Source organism: Paenibacillus pasadenensis DSM 19293 (assembly GCF_000422485.1).
GTDB classification, from domain to species: domain Bacteria; phylum Bacillota; class Bacilli; order Paenibacillales; family Paenibacillaceae; genus Paenibacillus_O; species Paenibacillus_O pasadenensis.
The window spans coordinates 131,253-153,799 of the sequence record NZ_KE383848.1 but is presented as its reverse complement, the minus strand read 5'-3'; the positions used below and the strand labels follow the sequence as shown (position 1 = coordinate 153,799).

13 protein-coding genes are annotated in these 22,547 nt (G+C 69.5%); 9 read left to right on the top strand and 4 right to left on the bottom strand.

The genetic code is table 11. The annotated features are described in order from the left end of the window. Positions 1-184: 184 nt before the first annotated feature. From H582_RS27515 to H582_RS27510, 5 genes are all read left to right on the top strand, one after another. Positions 185-850, top strand: coding sequence for a TetR/AcrR family transcriptional regulator (locus H582_RS27515; RefSeq protein ID WP_052333231.1), 666 nt, complete (start codon positions 185-187; stop codon positions 848-850). A 65-nt stretch (positions 851-915) separates the two neighbouring features. Then, on the top strand, positions 916-3,210 hold the full coding sequence (locus H582_RS0113315) for an ATP-binding protein (protein ID WP_028598907.1): 2,295 nt from the start codon (positions 916-918) through the stop codon (positions 3,208-3,210). 65 nt (positions 3,211-3,275) lie between these two features. Continuing rightward, positions 3,276-5,462, top strand: coding sequence for a YhgE/Pip domain-containing protein (locus tag H582_RS0113310; RefSeq protein WP_028598906.1), 2,187 nt, complete (start codon positions 3,276-3,278; stop codon positions 5,460-5,462). Between the two features lie 69 nt (positions 5,463-5,531). Continuing rightward, positions 5,532-7,355 carry an ABC transporter ATP-binding protein gene (locus tag H582_RS0113305; RefSeq protein WP_052333230.1) on the top strand — a complete coding sequence of 608 codons (1,824 nt, stop codon included), beginning with the start codon at positions 5,532-5,534 and terminating at the stop codon, positions 7,353-7,355. 96 nt (positions 7,356-7,451) lie between these two features. Then, positions 7,452-8,759, top strand: coding sequence for an MFS transporter (locus H582_RS27510; RefSeq protein ID WP_240479020.1), 1,308 nt, complete (start codon positions 7,452-7,454; stop codon positions 8,757-8,759). Between the two features lie 150 nt (positions 8,760-8,909). Here the strand turns inward: H582_RS27510 and H582_RS0113295 are convergent, their stop codons facing one another. Next, positions 8,910-9,971: an oxidoreductase gene (locus H582_RS0113295; RefSeq protein ID WP_028598904.1), complete on the bottom strand. Its 1,062-nt coding sequence runs from the start codon at positions 9,969-9,971 to the stop codon at positions 8,910-8,912. A gap of 166 nt (positions 9,972-10,137) precedes the next feature. Here H582_RS0113295 and H582_RS27505 point away from each other — a divergent pair, with 166 nt between their 5' ends. After that, complete coding sequence (locus H582_RS27505) at positions 10,138-10,536, top strand: anthrone oxygenase family protein (protein WP_240479019.1); 399 nt, start codon at positions 10,138-10,140, stop codon at positions 10,534-10,536. Positions 10,537-10,584: 48 nt separating this feature from the next. Here the strand turns inward: H582_RS27505 and H582_RS27500 are convergent, their stop codons facing one another. Both H582_RS27500 and H582_RS27495 read right to left on the bottom strand, forming a co-directional pair. Next, a complete protein-coding gene (locus H582_RS27500) occupies positions 10,585-11,511 on the bottom strand; it encodes a winged helix-turn-helix domain-containing protein (protein WP_052333229.1) in 927 nt (308 codons plus the stop codon). A 260-nt stretch (positions 11,512-11,771) separates the two neighbouring features. Further along, entirely contained in the window at positions 11,772-13,601 is a 1,830-nt protein-coding gene (locus H582_RS27495; RefSeq protein WP_084137237.1) for an ABC transporter ATP-binding protein, read from the bottom strand. 238 nt (positions 13,602-13,839) lie between these two features. Between H582_RS27495 and H582_RS30120 the strand changes: the two genes are divergently transcribed. Together H582_RS30120 and H582_RS27485 are read left to right on the top strand one after the other, a co-directional pair. Beyond that, the gene (locus H582_RS30120) at positions 13,840-14,727 is read left to right on the top strand and encodes an AraC family transcriptional regulator (protein WP_052333228.1); all 888 of its coding nucleotides are present in this window, start codon (positions 13,840-13,842) and stop codon (positions 14,725-14,727) included. A 66-nt stretch (positions 14,728-14,793) separates the two neighbouring features. Then, entirely contained in the window at positions 14,794-15,177 is a 384-nt protein-coding gene (locus tag H582_RS27485) for a VOC family protein (protein WP_043111312.1), read from the top strand. Between the two features lie 101 nt (positions 15,178-15,278). On the opposite strand, the gene H582_RS0113260 is transcribed toward H582_RS27485, so the two are convergent. Next, positions 15,279-16,778: a stalk domain-containing protein gene (locus H582_RS0113260; protein ID WP_084137235.1), complete on the bottom strand. Its 1,500-nt coding sequence runs from the start codon at positions 16,776-16,778 to the stop codon at positions 15,279-15,281. 218 nt (positions 16,779-16,996) lie between these two features. Here H582_RS0113260 and H582_RS30115 point away from each other — a divergent pair, with 218 nt between their 5' ends. Continuing rightward, positions 16,997-22,462, top strand: coding sequence for a DEAD/DEAH box helicase (locus H582_RS30115; protein ID WP_052333227.1), 5,466 nt, complete (start codon positions 16,997-16,999; stop codon positions 22,460-22,462). Positions 22,463-22,547: the final 85 nt, after the last annotated feature.

Here is a 22,547-nt window from a genome sequence, read left to right as displayed (position 1 = left end):
CTCTCCCTCGCCCGGCTTGCCCTTCATCCATTCCAGCCGCATTCATGGTAAAATGTAATCTCCAAGACAGCTCTTCCTCTTCTCCCCATTTCACGGGTAAAAGAAGCGACCGGTCCGATTGAGATCATTATATATACCCAATGGTTAATATTCAACAGACGACAAGGAAAAGGAGGACGAGCCCATGTCCCATCCCCATGATTCCGCGCCTGACGGAGCCGTCCGTCCCGGCGCCGAGTCCCGCGAGCCGCAGCGCCGCTCCCCCGGGCGTCCCCGCCGGGAGGACCGCATGCCGGTGCGGGACGAGATTCTGAAGACGGCTTCCGTCCTGTTCATGGAGGAAGGCTACGAAGCGGTCTCGCTGAGCGGCATCGCCGAGCGCTGCGGCGTGACCAAGGCTTCCGTCTACTACCACTTCGAGGGCAAGCCGGCGCTGTTCACGGCTGCCGTCATCCGCATGCTGCAGCTCGCTCTCGCCGGGACGCTGCGCGTGCTGGAGCAGGAGGGCAAGAGCCTGCGCCAGCGCCTGCTGGAGGTTGCCGAACGGAGGCTGTCGCGGATTCAGCACATCGAGTTCGAAGCGCTCATGCGCGAGGCGTCCCACTACCTCGACGAAGGACAGCGGACGGCGATCCGGGAAGCCGAGCAGGAGCTGCACGACCTGCTTGCCATCCATTTTGAACGGGCGATCGAGGGCGGAGAGATCCGAAAAGGAAATCCGATGCTCATGGCCCACTCCTATACCGCCCTGCTCATGATCGGCAACCGCCAGGCCGCCAAGAACATGTACGCTTCTCCGTCCGAGCTGGCCGGACCGATCATGGACATGTTCTGGACCGGCGTCGGCTAGCGGCGAGGGACGGCGCCATGTACGGACCGACCCCCCAGGCTCCAGTCGAAGAGAGGGATACCGGCATGTCCATCAAGCTCAAGCTGTCCGCATTGATTTTTGCCGTCGTGACGATCATGCTGGCTCTCAATCTCCTCGTCTTCTACCTGTATACCGGCAACCAGAGCCGCCATGCGGCCGAGCGCCAGCTGCTCTCCGCCGGAGACCAGATCCGAGGCTCGCTGACGCCCGTCCTCAAGGAAAACTACCACCTGGAGCTCGGGCAGTCGGAGCGGCTGCGCGTCGCCTCGATCGCCGTCCGCGCCTTGATCGGAGACAAAGCCGGCGCCGCCGAGTCCGCCCGGCTGGAGGAGTCGCGCAGCAAGCTCGGCCTCGACAATATCGCGCTCATCCTTCCCGTGGACGGGGAAATGCAGATCGTGAAAAGCACCCGCCCCGGCGAGGCGGGAACGACGCTGTCCGCCGTCGCGCCGCCTTACGACGCGCTGCGGCAGCTTTACCGCAGCCGCTACGTCACGCTGCCCGGAGGCACCAGCCTGCAGGACTTCTGGGCGAGCGGCGCGACCGTGCTCGACGAAGGCAGGACCGTCATGACCAGCTATTATTACGACGGCACGATGGATTACCTGATCCGCCTCACCCTGGAAAGCTCGGCGGCCATCCGCAGCGGCAAGCAGCCCGGAGAGCTTCAGCTCGGCAGCTCCTTTGTCCGCATCCCCGGGCTGGTGGAGCTGAGCGGCTTCAACTACAGCCTCATTCCCCCGCCCGGCTCCGGCGGCGCGGGCGACGACGACGGCCGGCTGGATTTTTCAAGCGCGCTGGAGTTCGGCAGCTACCGGCTGGCCGCTCCGGAGGACTACGGCCACATCCGTCAGGCCGTGCGCTCCGGCGAGCCGATCACCGTCGACACGACGATCGGGGACATGCCGGCGCTGCGCGGATATATTCCGTACTCGGTCGACAACATCCGGGACTACGCGCTCATCGTCACGATCGACAAATCGGTATTCAGCCGCGACCTGCGCCAGCAGCTGCTGCTGCTTTTCGCCATCTCCCTCATGCTCGTCGTCATGACCGTCATCGTCAGCTATGCGCTCGCCGGCGTCGCCGTGCGCAGCCTCAAGCTTGTCGTGCGCCGCGTCAATCAGCTCGCCGCCGGAAATTTCAGCCAGCCCGTCACGGTCCGCTCAAACGACGAGATCGGCGAGCTCGCCTCCAGCGTCAACGTCATGGCGACGAGCCTCGACTCCTATACGAACCGGCTCAAGGATTCCGCGGAGGAGCTGCGCCGGACGAAGGAATATCTCGAATCGCTCGTCACTCATACGAGGGACGCCATCCACAGCTACGATCTGAGGGGCGGACTCATCAGCGCCAACCGGGCCTATGAAGCGATGTTCGGCTGGACGGAGGCGGAGCTCAAGGCTCCCGGCGGCATGGCCGTGCTGCCGGAAGAGCAGCGCTGCAATCTCGAGCGCATGATCGAAAGCGTGCTGCTCGGCGTGCCCTGGGTCGACGCGGAGACGTGGATGCAGACGCGCGACGGCCGCCGCATCGATGTCAGCACGACGGCCTCGCCGGTGCGCGACCAGCACGGCGAAATCATCGCCGTATCGTGCATCACCCGCGACATGACGAGCCGCAAGCAGACCGAGGAGCTGCTGAGGCGCGCCGAGAAGCTGTCGATCGTCGGACAGCTCGCCGCCGGCGTGGCGCATGAGATCCGCAATCCGCTGACGACGCTGCGCGGCTTCGTGCAGATGCAGCTCGAGGGCAAGACGCTCGCGCCGTATTACCATACGATCATGCTGGCGGAGCTCGACCGCATCAATTTCATCGTGAGCGAGTTCCTCGTGCTCGCCAAGCCCCAGGCCGACCGCTTCCAGGACTGCCGGCTCAAGGCGATCCTCGAGGATATGGCCGCCCTGATCGAGCCGGAGGCGCTGCTGAACGACGTGCGCGTGCGGATGGAGCTCGGCGGCGATCCGGTCGTCGCCGGCGAGCCGAACCAGCTCAAGCAGGTATTCCTCAATCTGATGAAGAACGGCATCGAGGCGATGCCGGAGCGCGGCGGCCGGCTGAGCGTGACGCTCCGCTGCCCGCTGCCTGGGCAGGCCGTGGTCACGATCCGCGACGAAGGCGTCGGCATCTCCGAAGAGCAGCTCGCGCGGCTCGGCGAGCCTTTCTACACGAGCAAGGCGAAGGGCAACGGCCTCGGCCTCATGGTCAGCCAGCGGATCGTGAACAACCACGGCGGCTCGCTTGTCGTGCGGAGCAAGATCGGCGAGGGCACGGAAGTCGCCGTATCGCTGCCCGCGCTGGAGACGAGCGCGGGGCTTCCCCGTCCGACGTCCGCCTAGGCTACATGTTTCCAGCCGGGATCTGGCATGCTAACCCCGAGATCATTTCGGGAGGCGATCCGCCCATGAAGGAAGCCTGGCGCATCACGACGGACGACTGGAGACGCATCGGCCGCAGCTGGACCGCCTGCGTCATCATCGCCGGGCTGGCGCTGCTGCCGTCTCTGTACGCCTGGTTCAACATCCTGGCCTCCTGGGATCCGTACGGCCGCACCGGCCGGCTGCCGCTCGCCGTCGTCGACCTCGACCGGGGCCAGGAGCTGAAGCCGGCCGCCACGGCCGGCGCTCCCGACCGGCTCGAAGCGGGCCGGGAGATCGTCGAGGCGCTCCGCGGCAACCGCGCCATCGGCTGGAGCTTCGTCTCCGCCGATGCGGCGCTGGCCGGCGTGCGGGACGGGACGTATTACGCCAGCCTGACGATTCCGGAGGACTTCTCGGAGAAGCTCTCGACGGTGCTGGACGCCGAGCCGCTGCGGGCGGAGATCCTCTATCGGGTCAACGACAAGCTCAACGCCATCGCCCCCAAGATCACCGCTTCCGGCGCGAGCGGCATGCTGCAGCAGTTCAACGAGCAGTTCACCGGGACGGTGAGCGAGGTGCTGTTCCGGCTGCTCGACCGGATCGGCGGCGAGCTGGCGCGGGACCGCCCGGCCTTGGAAAGGACGGAGCAGCTCGTCTACCGGCTGGAGCGCGAGATGCCGCAGATCCGGCAGGCGACGGTCCGGGCCGGCAAGGACCTGGACCGCGCCGCGGAAGTCGCGGCGGCGGCGCAAAAGGCGCTGCCGCTGCTGCGCGGGCTCGCCGCGAAAGGCGGGCCCGCCGCGGCGGGAGCCGAGCGCTACTTGCAGCGCAGCGCCGAGCTGCGGCGCGCGCTCGCGCCGGCCGTGCGGCAGAGCCTGCTGCTGGCCGGCCAGAGCGCCGCTCCGCTCGCGGACGCCGCCGCAGCGCTGCGCGCGGCGGCCGAGCCGCAGGGCCGCACGGCCGAGGCGGCCGCGCGGCTGCGGGCGGCGGCGGAGCAGGCGGAGGCCGGCCGGGCCGCCGCGGAGGCGCTCGCCGCGCTGCTGCCGCGGCTGGAGAGCGGCGGAGGCTCCGGGCCGCTCGCCGCGGCGGGACGCGAGGCCGGCGCGCTGGCCGAGAGGCTGGCCGGCACGGCGGAGCCGCTGCTCGGCGCGGCGGGAGCGCTGGCGGCCGGCGCGGCTCCAGAGGCCGGGCTGGCGGAGCGCGCCGCCAAGGCGGCCGAGCTCGCCGGGCAGACGCCGGCGCGGCTGCTGGAGCGCTTCGACAGCGAGCTCCTGCCGCGCATCGAGGCGGCCTCGCAGCGAGCCGAGACGGCCGTGCGCGAAGCATCTGCCGCGCTCGCCCTCGCCTCCGCGGAGCTGCCCAAGGCCGAGGCGCTGCTGGCCGAGGCGGAGCGCGGCGTCGCCTTCGGCAAGAGCAAGCTCGGCGAGCTGTCGGCCGAGCTGCCTGCGGCCGAGCGCGGCATCGCCCGGCTCGCCGCCAAGCTGCGGGAGCTGCGCGAGCAGGGCAGCCTGGAGGACGCCATCCGGCTGCTTCGCAGCGACTATGCGCGCAAGGCCGCCTTTCTGGCCAAGCCGGTCGAGATCAAGACGGAGCGGCTCTACCCGATCGCGACGTACGGCGCGGCGATGACGCCCTTTTTCACCGTGCTCTCGATCTGGGTCGGCGCCCTCCTGCTCGTCTCGATGCTGAGCACGGACGTGCACCTGGAGCCGGGCGAGCCCGCTCCCGGGGCGCGCTCGGCCTATGTCGGCCGGCTGCTCACGTTCGCGGCGGTCGGACTGCTGCAGACGCTGCTGGCCGCGCTCGGCGACCTGCTGCTGCTCGGCGTCGACGCCGCCTCTCCGCTGCTGTTCGTGCTCGGCTCGCTCGGCATCAGCCTCGTCTTCATGACGATCGTCTACACGCTCGTCTCGCTGCTCGGCAACGTCGGCAAGGCGGCGGCCATCGTGCTGCTCGTCCTGCAGCTGGCCGCTTCCGGCGGGACGTTCCCGATCCAGCTCACCCATCCGGTCTTCCAGGCCGTCTATCCGTTCCTGCCGTTCACCTATGCCTCCCGCCTGCTGCGGGAAGCGGTCGGAGGCATCCTGCCGGAGGCGGCGCTTCGCGACGCGCTGCTGCTGCTCGCGTTCGGCCTCGCCGCGCTGGCGGCGGGCCTGCTGCTGAAGCGCCGCCTGAACGGCATCGCGGCCCGTCTCGCCGCCAAGGCGCGAGAGAGCCGCATCATCCACTAAAGCCGCGCCGGCAGCCGCCCCGCCCCTCTCAGAGGCGCGAAGGCGGCTGCTGCGCAGACAGGAGGCCGCATGAGCCAAGCCACCCCATCCGCGCCGAAGCGTCCGCGAGCCGAAGCGGCGGCCAAAGCGCCCCTCTGGCCGATGTTCCGCCGGCTGTTCCTGTCCATCAAGGGCCAGTGGCCGCTGCTGCTGGGCGCCTGGGCGGCCACCGGCTGCATCGCCGCGCTGCAGTTCGTCATCCCGCGGCTGACGCAGCATGCCATCGACCATATCATTCCCGAGCGGGACTACGCCATGCTGCTGCCGCTCGCCGGCGGCATCATGGCGACGGCGGCGCTGCTCGGCGCTTTCGGCTATGTCAGCAGCTACGCGTTCGCCAAGGCCGGTCAGCGGACCGTGCTGGACATCCGCACGTCGCTGTTCCGCCATCTCCAGAGCCTCGACATGGCCTTCTTCGACCGGCGGCGGACCGGGGAGCTCATGTCGCGGCTGACGAGCGACGTGAACCAGCTGCAGCAGATGGTCAGCGCCGGCACGATGGGCATCCTGACCGACGCCGTCACGTTCGCCGCCATCGCGGCGTTCATGCTTCATCAGAACATGCGGCTGACCGCGGCGCTGCTCGCCTTGTTCCCCCTCATGCTGCTGGCGGCGCGCGTGTACGGCGGCCGGCTGCGCCGCAGCTACCGCCGCGTGCAGGACACGGTCGCCGACATGAGCGGACAGCTCCAGGACAGCCTCTCGCAGGTCCGCCTCGTCAAGGCGTTCGCCGCCGAGGAGCGCGAGAACGAGCGCTTCGCCGAGCTCGGCCGGGCCAATCAGGAGGCCAATCTGGCCGCCACCCGCTTCTCGGCCCTGTTCGGACCGGCGATCGACCTGCTCCAGTACGCCGGCATGGCGTTCGTGCTCGCCTTCGGCTCGTGGCAGGCGATGCGCGGCGACATGACGGCCGGCGAGGTCGTCGCCTTCCTGGCCTACCTGAGGCTGCTGCAAAATCCGGTCCGCCGCTTCAGCCGCCTCATGAGCACGGTCCAGCAGTCCGCGGCCGCGTACGACCGGATCGTCGAGACGATGAGCGCCGAGCCGGACGTCTGCGACCGTCCCGGCGCCCGCGAGCTTCGGCTCGGCGAAGGCGAGGTCCGCTTCGAGCGGATCCGCTTCGGCTATGGAGAGCCGGGGACGGACGCGCCGCTGCTGGACGGCTTCAGCCTGCGCCTCGAGCCGGGACGGACGACCGCGCTCGTCGGCTCGTCCGGCGCGGGCAAGTCCACGATCGCCCATCTGCTGCTGCGCTACTACGACGTATGGGACGGCCGCATCGCTGTCGACGGCCAGGACGTGCGGGACGTGGCGCAGGCCTCGCTGCGCCGCCAGATCGGCATCGTCACGCAGGAGACGATGCTGCGCAGCGGAACCGTGCGCGACAACCTGCTGTACGGCCGGCCGGACGCCGGGGAGCGCGAGATGGTCGCCGCCGCCGAGGCCGCCTTCGCCCATGGCTTCATCGAGGCGCTGCCGCTGGGCTACGACACCGAGATCGGCGAGCGCGGCGTGCGCCTCTCCGGCGGCCAGAAGCAGCGGCTCGCGATCGCCCGGACGCTGCTCGCGGACCCGCGGCTCGTCGTGCTCGACGAGGCGACCGCCTCGCTCGACACCGAATCCGAAGCGCTCATCCAGGAGGCGCTCGGCGCTCTGCTGAAGGACCGCACCTGCCTCGTCATCGCGCACCGGCTGTCGACGGTCCGCAGCGCGAGCCGCATCGTCGTGCTGGAGGCGGGACGCATCGTCGAGAGCGGCGCGCATGACGAGCTGATGGCCTCTCCCGCCGGCCGCTACCGGAGCTTGTACGAGCGCCAATTCCCCCAAGCTTCGGCAGACGGCCAAGCCGTATGAAACGGGACCGCGAGCCGCATAGTAAGCAAGGCGTTCCTTGCCTCCTCGCGACTCGCGGGCAAGCATTTTTGGACGAGAAAGGTGCCGGTGGCTCGCTTGAAACGTCTGTCATCCCGAGCGCGGGGGCAGAAGGCCGCGCTGCTGGCCCTCGCCTCCGTGCCGCTCATCATGACGCTCGGCAACTCCATGCTCATCCCGGTGCTGCCTGGCATCCAGGCCGCGCTCGGCATCACGCCTCTGCAATCCAGCCTGCTCATCACCGTCTATTCCGTCATGGCGATCCTGCTCATCCCGATCGCCGGCTATCTGTCCGACCGCGTCGGCCGGCGCAAGGTCATCGTCCCGAGCCTCATCCTCGCGGGGGCGGGAGGCGCGATCTGCGGCTGGGCGGGCGGCTGGGAAGGCGCCTGGACCGGCGCGGGCGACGGCGCCTACGGCTGGATCCTGGCCGGCCGGCTGCTGCAGGGCATGGGCGCGGCCGGCGCGATGCCGATCGTGCTGCCGCTCGTGGGCGACATGTTCCGCAGCGAGGCGCAGGTGAGCGCCGGCCTCGGCCTGATCGAGACGGCCAATACGTTCGGCAAGGTGCTGAGCCCGATTCTCGGCTCCGCGCTGGCGATCCTCGCCTGGCAGGCGCCGTTCTGGTCGATTCCGGCGCTGTGCGCCGTCTCCCTGCTGCTTCTCCTCACGCTCGTGCGCGTGCCCGCCCGTTCGTCGAAGCCGCCTCCGCCCGCCGGCGAATTCCTCGCCCAGGCATGGCGGCTGTACCGCTCGGGCGCGCGCTGGCTGACCGCCCTCTTCCTGATCGGCGGCCTTGCCATGTTCATCCTGTTCGGCCTGCTGTTCTACCTGTCGGAGACGCTGGAAAAAGAACACGGCCTGCACGGCATCCGCAAAGGGCTCGTGCTGGCCATCCCCCTGGCCGTGCTGTGCACGGCCTCGTTCGCCGCCGGCAAGGCGATCGGCAAGCACAAGCCGGCGATGAAATGGACCATCGCCGGCGGCTGCTTCCTGGCTGCGGCGGGCATCGCCGCCTGCCTGCCGCTGCAGGCGACGGCAGCGCGCGTCGCCTGCCTGAGCGCCGCCGGCCTCGGCATCGGCGCCGCCCTGCCCTGCCTCGACGCCTTCCTGACCGAAGGCATCGCCAAAGCGGAGCGCGGCACGATCACCTCGCTCTACAGCAGCATGCGCTTCGTCGGCGTGGCGGCCGGGCCGCCTGTCGCCTCGCTGCTGCTGCGCAGCTCCGTGCCGCTGCTCCTCGGCGTCATGGCCGCCTCCGCCGCGGCGGCCGGCGCGCTCGCGCTGCTGCTGCGCGCCGGCCAGGCGCAGCGGCAGCCGGACGCGCAGCGGGCCCGGCTGCTCGCCGCCCGCGAGCGCGCGCGCCGCGGCGCCGGGGCCAGGTAAGATCGGCTTGAAAAAAAGGCTGCCCCGAGGTCCGTTGCCGGACCTCGGGGCAGCCTTTTTGCCGAATCCTCTTGCCGAAAGGCTCCGCTCACGCTGGGCGCTCGCTCAGCCGCGCCGCACGGAACCTTCGCCTCCGCGGCACGCGCGCCGTCAAGCCATGACCGCGTCCTCGGCCAGCTCGATGACGCGCTTCTCCTTGGCGCTGCGGCGCGCCGCCTCGATCAGCCGGATGACGCCGAGCGCGTCCTCCGGCTGCACCGGCGCCGGAGCGCCGCCTTGGATCGCCTCGGCGATGCCGCGGTAGAAGTCCTCGTAGCGGCCGTGCAGCGTGTCGACCTTCGTGCGCACGGTCAGCTCGCCGACGGCCGTCGTGAGCTCGCCGTAGCACTCCGGCTTGTCGGCGCCCCAGCCTTCGTCACCGGGACGCCGGCCGCTTTTGAGCTGGTCCTCCTGAGGATCGAGCCCGTACTTGATGTAGCTGCCCTGCTCCCCGTGCACCATGTAGCGCGGACCGGCCTGGCGCACGAGCGTGCCGGCGCGCAGGATCGCCCGCGACTGCGGATAGCCGAGCACGAGGTGGAAATAGTCGACCGTCACCGCTCCCTCCCGGTCCAGCCGCAGATCGGCCCAGATGCTCTCCGGCATGCCGAGCAGCTGCACCGTCTGATCGATCAGATGCGAGCCGAGATCGTACAGGATGCCGGAGCCCGGCAGCCGCTGGTCGCGCCACGCCGTCTCGACCTCGACCTCGGGCGCGTGGCGGTCGTAATGCGCCTCGTAGACGGAGACGCGCCCGATGCCGCCGGAGGCGAGCACCTGCTGGACGGTGAGGAAGTCATTGTCCCAGCGGCGGTTGTGGAACACGCTCAGCAGCACGCCTTTCTCGCGCGCAAGCGCGATCAGCTCCTCCGCTTCCTTCGACGTGTTGGTGAAAGGCTTCTCGACGACGACATGCTTGCCGGCAAGGATCGCGCTGCGGGCATGCTCGTAGTGGAACGTATTCGGACTGGCCACGACGACCAGCTCGACGCCGCTCGCGAGCAGCGACTCGACATCGTCATGGACCTGCGCCTCCGGGTAGTCCTCCAGCACCTTCTCCTTCTGCGAGGTGACGACGCCGGTCAGCGTCAGGCCCTCCTCCGCCGCGATCAGCGGCGCATGGAATACCGCGCCGGAAAGCCCGTAGCCGATCAATCCCGTTGCAATTCCCATCTTCCAACGCCTCCGTCCTGCCCGCTAGGGCAGTAGTTCTCCTTCTTACCCGTGGCGGCGAGCCGGCAAACCGGTCCCATCCCTCGGGCCGGAAGGAATCGCATCCGCCTTCGCCGAATTGGTGGCTGGAACGATGACGACATTCGACGAACGAGGAGGACCCGCTTTGATCCGCTTGATGAACGCATTCGTTTTCCTGTCCGCGCTCGGCTCCGGGCTGATCGCCGGCCTATTCTTCGCCTTTTCGGCCTTCGTCATGACCGCTCTGTCCAAGCTCCCGTCCCACCAAGGCATGGCGTCCATGCAGTCGATCAACATCCATGTGCTGAATCCGCTCTTCCTGGGCGTGTTCATGGGAACAACCTTGCTGAGCGTCATCCTCGCCGTCCAATCGCTGCTCCGCTGGGGCGAACCGGGCACGGCGCTCGCGCTTACGGGCTCCCTGTTCTATCTGATCGGCTCGTTCCTGGTGACGGCAGTCGTCCATGTGCCGCTCAACGATGCTCTCGCCGCCGTCCAGCCCGGCAGGCCCGAATCGGACATGCAAAAAAAGCGCCTTAGATAGAGGCGCTTTTTGCTTGCCGTCCTTATGCCTGGCGCGAGCGGCCGGACGCTAGTCCGCCAGCCGGTAGCCGACGCCGCGCACGGTCTCGATGTAGCTCGGGCGGACGGCGCTGTCGCCGAGCTTGCGCCGCAAGCTTTTGACATGCACGTCGACGACGTTGCTGTTGCCGAAGAACGCCGCTCCCCAGATCTCCTCCATGAGATGGTCGCGGGTGAGCACCGCGCCCTCGGCCTGGATGAAGTGGAGCAGCAGCTCGTATTCCGTCTTGGTCAGGTCGACCCGGGAGCCGGAGCGGAAGACGGCCATGCGCTTCGTGTCGATGACCAGGTCCTTGAAGCCGGGCATGCCCTCGTCCGCCGCTTCCGCGGACAGCTCCCGCAGCAGGTGCTGGCCGACTCGCTCGAGCATCTCATGCGGAGCGGCGGCGGCGAGCTGCCACGACTCCGCCGCCTGGCGGGCGGCCTTGCCGCCGTAGGCCGCCTGGCCCCGCTGCGGCTTGATCGCCAGCGTCCGCCGGCGCTTGGCCGGGTCGGCGATGAACGTGCGGAAGCCCGGGTCCGAGCCGAGCACGTTGGCCGCCCCCGCGTCGAGCAGGTACAGGTCCGCCTGCAGGCTGTGCAGGACGAGATCGTCCACGCGGTGGAACACGAGCACGTCGTAGCAGGCGGCCGACAGGTCGCGGATCAGCTCATGCAGCAGATTCGGATACGGGCTGATGAGCACGATGCGGCGGGTCGAGGCGCATAGGATCGGCCCCGCTTCGGCAGGCGCTTCATGAAGCTCGCGCTCGCCCAGCGCGCCGGCAGCGGGCGACGATTCGGATCGCGGCCATGCGGACGGAGCCTCCACGGCCATGCCGGACACGCCGCCGCGGAGCGCTTCCCCGGCCGCCTCCGCCAAGCCGGCGGCTTCAGGCCCGTGCAGATGCGGCTCGCCGATCCGCTGCAGGTCCTCCTCGCTGAAAATCATCGGCATATCCAATCTCCTCCCCTCTCCTCCGACGCTCGGAGGATGAGTCCTCTCTATCCTTCCCGGGGGTCCGGGTCTCTCTGTCTTCTTCGGCGGGTCGTGCCGCCTCAGCTGGTTCCTGGCGATAGGCCGTGCCCAGGCCTTCCTCCCTGGCCTGATGGCGATGCCCTAAGTATAGAATCTTGTTGAAAAAGGGTCAACCGGGCTTCAGCCCTTTCGGCTGCGGGGCCGATCCGCCCTCTCCGGCGGCGGCCGTTCCCGCGCGCCTAAGCCTGCTCTTGCCGCCCGCCGCCCGCATCGGCTGCCGTACGAAGCTGCCGCTCGGCGAACTCGCGGTACAGCGCATGCGAGGCGAGCAGCTCCTCATGCGTGCCTCTCCCGGTGATGCGGCCCTTCTCCACGAAAAGAATCTGATCGGCGTCCACGACCGTCGACAGGCGATGCGCGATGACGACCGTCGTCCGGCCCTCCATCAGGTTGCCGAGCGCCTGCTGCACGACGATCTCGGACTGGCTGTCGAGCGCGCTCGTCGCCTCGTCGAGCAGCAGCAGGTCCGGCGCGCGCAGCAGCGCCCGGGCGATGCCGATGCGCTGGCGCTGGCCGCCGGACAGCTTGATGCCGCGCTCGCCCACCTGCGTATCGTAGCCGTCCGGCAGCGCGTCGATGAACTCGTCCGCATAGGCGAGCCTCGCCGCCTCGCGCAGCTCCTCCAGCGAAGGGTCGCGCTCGATGCCGTAGGTCATGTTGTCGCGGATCGTGCCGGCCATCAGCGGGCTTTCCTGCGCGACATAGCCGATGCGCGCGCGCCAGCTCGCCAGCGAGTACGAGCCGATCGGCTGCTCCCCGAGCCGCAGCGTTCCTTCGGTCGGCTCGTAATACCGCTCGAGCAGCGAGAACAGCGTCGTTTTCCCGCCTCCGCTCGGCCCGACGATCGCCGTCACTTGCCCCGGCTGCAGCGTGAAGCCGATGTCCTTCAGGATCGGCTCTCCCCCGGCATAGGCGAATCCGAGCCCAGCCGCGACGATCGGCCGGTCGGCCCGGCCGAGCTCCGCTCCTTGCCCGAACCGCTCCTCCGGCTCGGCGAGCATCCCGTTGATGCGCTCGGTCGCTCCCATCGCCTTGTTGAACTGGGTGAAGAAGACGGCGACCTGGCTGAGCGGCAGGATGATCTGCATCAGGTACAGGATGAAGGCGACGAGGTCGCCCGCCGTAATCGCGCCCGAGGAGACGCGCACGCCGCCGTAGCCGATGATGACGACGAGCATCGTCATGATCGTCAGCGAGATCGAAGGCCCGACGAGCGCGCCGGTCGCGCCTTCGCGCACGCCGAGCGCCTGCAGGCGGCGGATGCCCGCGAGCCCTTCGCGCAGCTCCCGCTGCTCCGCGCCGGACGCCTTGACGAGCCGCACCTCGGAGACGACGTTGTTGAGATGGCCGGAAAAGCCCGCCGTCTCGTCCTGCGTCGCCTTGGCGATGCGGTGCATGCGGATGCCGAGCGGCACCATGATGCCGGCGAGCAGCGGGATCGCGACGAGCAGGATGAGCGTCATCCGCCAGTCGAGCAGCAGCAGCAGGACGAGCGCGCCCGCCGCCGAGATGAGCCCGGTGACGAAGCCGACGAGATGGTCGGTGATGAGGCCGCGCACGACGAGCGTGTCGCTGGTCATGCGGCTGACCGTCTCGCCGGTCTGGTGGCGGTCGTAGTACGGCACGGGCAGCGCCATCAGCTTGCGCCAGAGCCGCTCCCGCAGGCGGGCGACGACATGCTGGCCGATGCGCGCGAGCAGGTAGCTGGAGTACGCCCCGCCGGCGGCCTGCAGCAGGAAAAAGACGGCCAGCAGCGCGATATGGCCGGCCTTCAGCTCGCTCAGGCTGAAGCCGTCGATGAACTGCTTGGTGGCGAGCGGCACGACCAGCCCGGCGATCGTAGCCAGCAGGCTGAGCGCCAGCGCGGCCGCGGACAGCCCGCGCGGCGGCTTCGTCTCGGCGATGAGCCGGATGAAGTCGCGCCAGCCGGCCCGCGGCGCGCTGCCTTCCGATGAGCGGCTCGAGCGGCGGGATGAGCCGTCAAGCGGCGATGATGCGGCTTCTTGCATGGACGGGAGGCCTCCTTTTGGTTCTCTGTCCATTCTACCATCCTCCTGCTCCGCCCCGCGAATGCGCGGAAGGGAACGGATCCGCAGGAGCACGGCTCGAATCATGCATCGCCGGGATTGGAACGATGAGGGCAAGGCGATGACTCGGAATCCCGCAAGAATCGTCAAGAAAGGGATGCGGGAAGCCGTTATGCTGGTCTAGCAGGCCGTATCCTGCTCAAGCAAGGAGGTGCCGCCGATGTCCGAAGCCTACTGGAGTCGCCTGCAGCGGACCGTGGATCATATCGAGCGCTGCCTGGACGAGCCGCTGACCTTGTCCGGGCTGGCCCGCTATTCCGGATTTTCCGACTACCATTTTCACCGCGTCTTCCAGGAGGCTTCCGGGGAGACCGTCATGGACTATGTCCGCAAGCGCAGGCTGAGCCAGGCTGCGGAGGCTCTCGTCCGGAGCGGCTCAAAAATCGTGGACATCGCCTTCGCCGCCGGCTTCAACTCCCATGAGACGTTCTGCCGCGCGTTCCAGCGCCGGTACGGCCTCGCTCCCCGGGAGTTCCGCAGGCAAGGGCGCGAAGCGCCTCCCTTTCCGGCGCTTGACCTGCATCGCTTGGCGGAACGGAGCGGCAGCCGGCTTTGCCCCGAGCCGCGCATCGAGCAGCGGCCCGGCTTCCTCTGGATCGGAGAGGCCGTGCGCCTGCAGAGCTTCGAGGAAACGGAGAAGGCAGCCGGCCGGCGCGCTTCCGAGGCGTTGTCCGCTCTGCTGCAGCAGGCGGACGGGCAGGCCGAGCTTGTCGTCTACGCCGATCTTCAGGCCGGCTCGTCCGCATTCACGCGCCTGCATGGCATAGAGGCGCAAGGACCGGACGCGCCGCCGCCGGGGCTGGTCTCACGCGCGTTTCCTCCGGGGCTGCATGCCGTCTTCGCCGTGGAGGCCGAATCTCCGCCGCAGCTGCGCAGGGCGGTGCGCGGCGTCTGGGAGGACGCGTTCGGACGCTGGTTTCCCTCTTCCGACTGGGAGCATGCCGGCGGTCCCGAGCTGGAACGCTACCTGCCCTCGCCCGGCGGTCCGGTACCGGGAGGGCATCGTCGGGCCGAGGTCCTGGTGCCGGTCGCCCGGTCTCGGCGCTGAGTCCGCCCCGTCCCGGATACCCGGTTTCTTTAGGTTCATCCCCATTCCCTTCAAGGAGGTACGACCATGTCCCATCTAGCCATTCTTGATTTCTCCTTTGCCGACGGCGACAGCCGCAGGAAGGACCTTGCCTTTCTCGCCGATCTGCTCCCTATGGACGTCGCTTTCGAGTCCGACACCTACACCTCGCTCACCGATGCCAAAGGCCTTTCGATCGGATTCATGGATGCGAGCAAGCTGGAGGAAGCCGCCGTCCGGGAGGGGTACCGGAAGTCCGTCGTGCCCAACTTCTCCCTCAAGGCCGACCGGTTCGACTCCACGCTGGAGCAAGCCGTAAGGGGCGGCGGCCGGGTGCTGATGCCCAAAACGGACATCCCGGATACCGGATGGTTCGCCATCGTCCAAACGCCGGCAGGCCACCATCTCGCGCTGGTCGAGGACAAGAGCTGAGAAGCGCGAAAAAGGCTTTCCCGCCGAGGGAAAGCCTTTTTTTTTGCGCCGCCCGGGGCAGCCGGGCAAGGACGGGCCGCTCGAGCAGACTTGCCGCGCGCCTACCCTTCCACCGGCTTGCGCAGCTGCACGGTGCCTTCGAGCGCCCGGAGCGAGCCGGCGTCGACGAGTCCGGCGCCGAGGCGCCAGAGCGCGATGCCCTTGAGGCCGTAGCGCTTGGCGAGCCCGGCCGGCCCGCGCAGCGAGGCGGCCGTCTCGCTGCCCATCGAGATGCCGAGCAGCAGCTTGCTGCGGTCGGTCTCCTTCAGCGCCAGCCGGATCGCCTCGTCCACGCGGACGAGCGGCTCCGGACCTTTTTCCCCTTCGTACGCATAGGCCATGATGACGATCTCGTCCGTCTGCCGGGCCAGCGCCTTGTAGTCATACCCGCCGAAGGCCCCGTTGAGCGGGTGGAGCGCCAGCGACAGGCCGAGCCCCGCCTCCTGCGAAGCGGTCCGAAGGTCGGTGACGAAGCGGGTGAACGACTGCTTGGCCGCCGCCTTGTCGCCGGTCAGGCCGAGCCCCTCGAAGTCGAGCGCGATGCTGCGGAAGCCGCCGATCGAAGCCGTCGACACGATGCTCCGAATCGCCTCCGTCCGCAGCGCCGGGTCGCCCAGCAGCTTGGTCAGCTCCCCTCGCCCGTCGGCGCCGAACACCATGAACTGCGTATTGACCCCCGCCGCGGAGGCGTCCGCGACGATGCTCTCGGGCGTCGTGGCGCCGCTCGCGCTCGGCCAGTAGAAGTCCTTGCCGCTGAGCGTCAGCTTGCCGTCCTCGCCGATCCGCCCCCAGCCGAAGGCGACCGAGTCGAAGCGGTCGAGGACCTTCACCTGCGAGAACGAGCTGATCGCATAATAGCCCTTGACGTAGACGCGCTCGGCCGGCGACAGGATGCGGACGGTCTTGGCCGCGCCGTCCCAGCTCACCTGAGCGCCGAAGGCGCTGCTGAAAAAGCTCAGCGGCACGAGCACGCTGCCGCCGCTCTGCACCGGGGCCTGGGCGAGCGCGGCCGCCTGGCCGTCCAGCTGCGCCTGCTTGCTGCCGACGCGCAGCAGCACGGAGCGCCGGCTGCCGTCCGCCAGCGGCTTGACGGCGGTGACGGTCCTGGCCTTGGCGTCCCAGACGACCGGCACGTTCAGGGCTTCGGCGATGGCGCGGAACGGCACCATCGTCGTGCCTTTCACGAGCTGCGGCGCCGCGGGAAAAGCGAGCGGGAAGCCGTCGAGCAGGATCGTCGCCGAAGCGGCGGCGGAGGCGTACGGCACGGCGGCCGCAGGCGCGGCCAGCGGCACGGAAGCGTACAGCTTGGCCGCCAGCGGAGCCGGAGCGGCGGTCGCGGACGATGCGCCGGGCAGGACGCCGGACGCCAACGTGAACAGCTTCGCCGAAGGCGCAGCGACGGCCGCTCCAGCGAATGGCGGCAGCGGCTTGGCAGCGGCGGCAGCGACTGGAGCAGCGAGCGGCGAAGCGCTTGCTCCGGCCGGACCGGACAGTGCGGCTCCGGCCAGCAGGGCGGAGGCGAGCGCGGCGGCGGTCAGACGGCGGGTCGGGACTACGGACATGGATGGAGGTCCTCCTTCGGCGGATCGGCGGGATAGCGGATTTCCGGAATTTTCTACCTGCTCTTCTAGACGAGTGGGAGATTGATAGAGTTGCGGACGGACGGAATCTCTCCGGATGGCGATAGCCGCTCTTCTCGGCGGAGCAGGCAACGGCCCGGCCAATGGTGTATGCTAATGGAAAATGCCGCCATCCGGCGCGCGAGGGAGGCTTGGCAAGCATGAAAGCTCCAGGAGAAAAAGGCGGTCCGAGCAGGGACCGGCGTCAAGCCGAAGCCGGCGTTCGTCCGAAGAGCCGGTCCGGGCGCCATGAAGGAAGCACGGTCCCGGCCGACGGCGTCGAAGCGGGCGCGGAAGCCATCGGGGGCGCCGGAGACCGCCCGCCGGGGAAGGCCCGGAGCGCGGACAGCCTCGATCCGGCTCTCGAGCCGTTTCACCCCGTGCTGGCCCGCTGGTTCGCCGACTCGTTCGGGACGCCGACCGATGCGCAGCGCAGCGCCTGGTCGTCCATCCTCGGCGGCGCTCATACGCTGCTCGCGGCGCCGACGGGCTCCGGCAAGACGCTTGCGGCGCTGCTCCCCTGCCTGGACCGTTTGCTGCGGGCCAAGGAAGCCGCCTTTTCGCCGGATGGAGCCGGAGCGGGTCGCGTCGCCGCAGCCAAGCCTGCGCCAGCTGCGGAAGCCGATCCCGGAGTCGATCCTACGCCCCGATCCGCTTCGGCATCCGAATCTGCCTCCGCTCCCGACCTTGCACCGGCATCCGACTCTGCGCCAGCCGCCGGATCCGGCAAGGCCGCCTCCGTCTGGCGGCCGGGCGTGCGCGTCCTCTACGTCACGCCGCTGAAGGCGCTCAACAACGACATCTACGACCATGTGACGGAGTTCGTCGCGCAGATCGCGGAGCGGATGGAACAATGGTCACACCAAGGAGTGCCGGGTATTACTTGCGCCGTCCGGACCGGCGACACGCCCTCCTCGAAGCGCGCCGCGATGCTGCGCCGTCCGCCCGACGTGCTCGTGACGACGCCGGAATCGCTGTTCATCCTGCTCGGCTCCGACAAAGGACGCCTCATGCTGCAGACGGCCGAGCAGATCATCGTCGACGAGATCCACGATCTGGCTGCGGACAAGCGGGGCTCGCACCTGTCGCTGACGCTCGAGCGGCTCGAAGCCTGGCGGGGAAGCCCGCTGCAACGCATCGGACTGTCCGCGACGCAAAAGCCGATGGAGCGCGTCGCGCGCTTCCTCGGCGGCTGGGCGCCGCCGAAAGCCTTCGCGGCGGAAGAGTCGGCGGATCTCATCGACGCGGGGACTGCGCAGGCGGATCCGCCCAATGGAGGGAATGCGTTGGCGGGGATCCCCGACACGGCGAATGCACGGGCGGGCCTTCCCGACGCAGGGACTGCGCAGACGGTTCTCCACGACGCGGCGAATGCGCAGGCAGGCCTCCCTAATGCGGTGAATGCGCAGGCGGTTCTCCACGACGCGGCTCCAGCGCCGATCGGCCCCCTTGCCGAGGAGGCATCCGCCCAAGCCGAGCCGCTGCCTGCCCATCCGCTCGGCTATGTTCCCCGTCCGGTCGCCATCATCGAAAGCGCGATGGCCAAGACGATGGACGTCCTCGTCACGATGCCGGGGCGCGTCCGGCTCGGCGGCAGCCGCGACTCCGTCTGGTTCCCGATCATGGACCGGCTGCTGCAGCTGATGGAGGGCTGCCGCTCCGTGCTCGTGTTCGTCAACAGCCGCCGCATGGCGGAGCGGCTGTGCCTGCGCCTCAACGACTACACCGGCCAGGAAATGTGCCGCGCCCATCACGGCAGCATGGACCGGGGGCGGCGGCTCGAGGTGGAGCGCCTGCTCAAGGAAGGCCGTCTCCGCTGCATCGTCGCCACCTCCTCGCTCGAGCTCGGCATCGACGTCGGCCACGTCGACCTCGTCGTGCAGCTCGACTCGCCGCTGTCCGCGGCGGCAGGCATCCAGCGCATCGGGCGCGCCGGCCACGGCGTCGGCGAGGCGAGCCGCGGCATCATCCTGGCCCGCCAGCGCGGCGTCCTGCCGGAGATCGCGGTGCTCGCGCGCATGATCGCCGAGCGGGACATCGACCCGATCGAGGTGCCGCGTCACGCGCTCGACGTGCTGTCGCAGCAGGCGGTGGCGATCGCCTCCCTCGACACGGTTCCGGTCGAGGAGATGTACCGGCTCATCCTCGGCAGCGACAGCTACCGGGCTTTTCCGCGCCAGCGGCTGCTCGACATGCTCGCGGTGCTGGCCGGACTGTACCCGTTCGCCCGCCCGCTGCTGGAATGGGACCGCGAGGCGAACGCCGTCGGCCCGCGCCCGAACAGCCGCATGGCCGCCGTGACGGGAGCCGGCACAATCCCGCAGAGCGGAGCCTATCCCGTGCACCACGCCGACAGCCGCTCCCATGTCGGAGAGCTGGACGAGGAGTTCGTGCAGGAGAGCCGCGTCGGCGACGTGTTCCAGCTCGGCACGAGCTCCTGGATGATCTCGAGCATCAGCAAGGACCGCGTCTATGTCAAAGAAACGGGCAACCGCTTCAGCGAGATTCCGTTCTGGCGCAACGAGGCCGGCTCCCGCTCCTACCGGCTCGGCGAACGCGTCGCACAGCTCTGGACGGAGCTGATGGAGCGGCTGGAGGCCGCAGATGCGGCTTCCAGTGAAGCTCCCTCGGCATCGTCATTCGACGCGGCTCGCGTTGGAGCGCCCGCCCCGGCCGATGCTCACGATGCGGCGCCGACCATCCTTGCGGCCGATGCGGCTTCCCATGAAGCTCCCTCGGAAATGTCATTCGACGCGGCTCGCGTTGGAGCGGCCCCGGCATTGCCCGACGGCCCGGAGTCCGAGCCTGCCCGCCCCAAGCCGTCGGCATCCGGCGACGGGGCTCCGCTCGCTCCGACGAACGCCGACGAATCGGACGCCCCTTTCAGCGCGGCGGAGGAAGCGGTCATCCGCGACCTGCAGGAGCCGTACCGCCTCGACGACCGGGCTGCGCGCAGCCTCGTCTCCCTCGTGCGCGCGCAGCGGGCGACCGGCGTCGTCCCGACCGCCGCGCGGCTGGCGGTGGAGGTGTACAAGGACATCGCCGGCCAGACCCATATCGTCATCCACAACGCCTGGGGCCGCCGAGTGAACCGCACCTTGCAGCTGGCGATCGAGCGGAAGTTCGAGACGAGCCTGCCCCATCGCCTGTACGGCAACGCCAAGGACAACGGCATCGAGTTCGTGCTGCCGGAGTGGGATCCGTCCTGGCTGCAGGCAGTCCGTTCCGTGACGCCGGACAACCTGCGGGAGCTGCTCGTCGAGGCGCTGCCCGGCTCGCCGTTGCTCGCCGTAGCGTTTCGGCGCATCGCCGAGACGTCGCTGCTGCTGAAGCGCAGCTTCGGCCGCACGCCGATGTGGCAGCTCCGCTTGCGCGGGGAGGAGCTGCTGCGGGCCGCGCTTCCTTATGCGGACCGCTTCCCCTATCTCGGCGAGGCGATGCGCGAATGCCTGCGGGACTATCTCGACGAGCCGCGCCTGAAGGAGCTGCTCGGCCAGATGCAGGAAGGCCGGATCGCGATGGCCGTCCATTACCGCGACCTGCCGTCCCCGCTCGCCTCGCAGTTCGCCGCCGACTACGTCAACATGCGCATCTACGAGGGCGACGGCCTCGACCGCGCCGTCCAGGCGCAGCTGCTGCAGATGAGCCGCGAGCTCGCCGGCGAGCTGTTCGGCCAGGAAGCGCTGCGCGGAGCCGTCGATCCGCAGGTGCTCGAAGCGGAGCGCCGGCGTCTCGAGACGCCTGCCGCAGGCGCCCCGGGCAGCGCGGACGAGCTCTACCGGCTGCTCAAGCAGCGGGGCGATCTGACCGAGGCGGAGCTGCTGGGCGCAGCCGATGCCGATCCCTCGGCAGCCGGCTGGCTGCGCCAGCTGCGGCAGCAGCGGCGCGTCGCCGGCTACGAGCCGGGCGGCGGGCTAGCGGGCCGCTTCATCTGCGCGGACGAGGCCGAGCTGTACGGCCGCTTCCCGCAGGAGGACGACGCCGCGTCCTTCGTCGTCGAGCGCTGGATCGCCGGCCGGCTCGCCTTCACGCCGGAGGAGCTGGCCGCCCGCTATCCGGCGCTCGGCGCGGACGGCGCGCGGAGCCTGATTCCGCGGCTGCTGGAGGCGGACCGCATCCAGCTCGCGCCTTTCGCCGAGGAGGACGAGCTCCTCTACACGTCGGCGCTGACCGCCGCGCGCGTCGTCCGGCTGTCCGTGCAGGCGGCGCGCGGCCGCAGCGAGGCGGCGGACGCCGTCCGCTGGTGCCGTCTCCTCGCCGGCCGGCAGCATGCGCTCCAAGGCACGCAGCTGCAAGGAGAGCACGGCCTGCTGCGGGTGCTGGAGCAGCTGCAGGGCTTCTTTTTCCCGCTGTCGTACTGGGAGTCGTTCCTGCTGCCGTCGCGGCTCGCCTCCTACCGGCCCGAGGAGCTCGACCTGCTCTGCGCCTCCGGCGAGGTGCTGTGGCTCGGACGCCAGGGCGACGGGGAAAAGGAAGGCAAGATCGCCTTCTTCCTCCCGGAATCGCGCGATCTGATCGCCTCCTGGCTGCCGCAGGAGGATGCGCGGCCCGCCCATCCGCAGCTGCTGGAGCGCCTGAAGCGCGGCGGCGCGATGTTCCTCGCCCCGCTCGCCCGCGAGCTCGGCCGCCAGCCGTCCGAGGTGCAGGCCGAGCTGCTCGAGCTCGTCTGGCAAGGCCAAGTATCGAACGACCAGTTCGCCCCGCTGCGCGGCCCGTCTTCGGCCTCCCGCTCGCGCGGCTCCCGTTCCGGCCGGGGCGCCTGGGGCGGCTCCGGGCTCGGCCGCTGGTTCTGGACCGGCTCGCTGCGTCCGCCGCAGGACAGCGGTTCGCATAGGCCGCAAGCCGCGGCAAGCACGGGACTGGCGAAGCGGAGCGCGGCCGAGCCAAGCGCGAGCACGGAGAGCGGCTTGCCGGCTCTTCGTTCAGGGCCGTCCGCCTCCAATGCGCATCATGGGGACGGCGCCGCGCCCGCCGCAGGCTCTCTCCCGCAGGACGGATCGCCGGCGCTGCGCTGGATCGACCGGCTGCTCGACGTCTACGGCATCGTGTCGCGCGACCTGGCGGCCGCGATGTCGCCATGCGCCTGGGACGAGCTGCTGCCGGCGCTCAAGCGGCTCGAGGAATGGGGCGTGCTCGTGCGCGGACAGCTCATCGAAGGCGTCCCGGCGATGCAGTTCACGACGCGGGAGATCGCCGAGTCGCTGCGCCAGCCGCTGCCCGGCGAGGAGGACGGCCTGACCGTGCTGAGCGCGGCCGATCCGGCCAATCCGTTCGGCCTGCTGGCCGACTGGCCCGGGGACGGCGACGGCGGCTTCGCCCGCAAGCCCGGCAACTTCCTCGTCCTGGAGGACGGAGAGTGGCGCTTCTGGGTGGAAAGCAACGGCCGCCGCATCCGCAGCCTCGGCCCGAAGGGAGAGGCGCGGGACGAAGCGCCTGCGGCCGCATCGCTGCAGCAGGCGCTCGCGTCGATCGCCGCCCGCCAGGGGCTGGCCAAGATCGCCGTCGAGCAGTGGAACGGCCGCCCGGTGGACGAGACGCCGGCAGCCGAGGCGCTGCGCGGACTCGGAGCGGAGCGCGACCGGCACCGCTTCGTGCTGTGGAAAAGCCAGCTCAGCGCGAGGCGCTGAGAGGAGCCGGATCCGAAACCCAGTCTTGCCAATCGCATCCAGATCGACTAGAATAGGAACAAATGTTCTCGACCGAGGCTGCAGG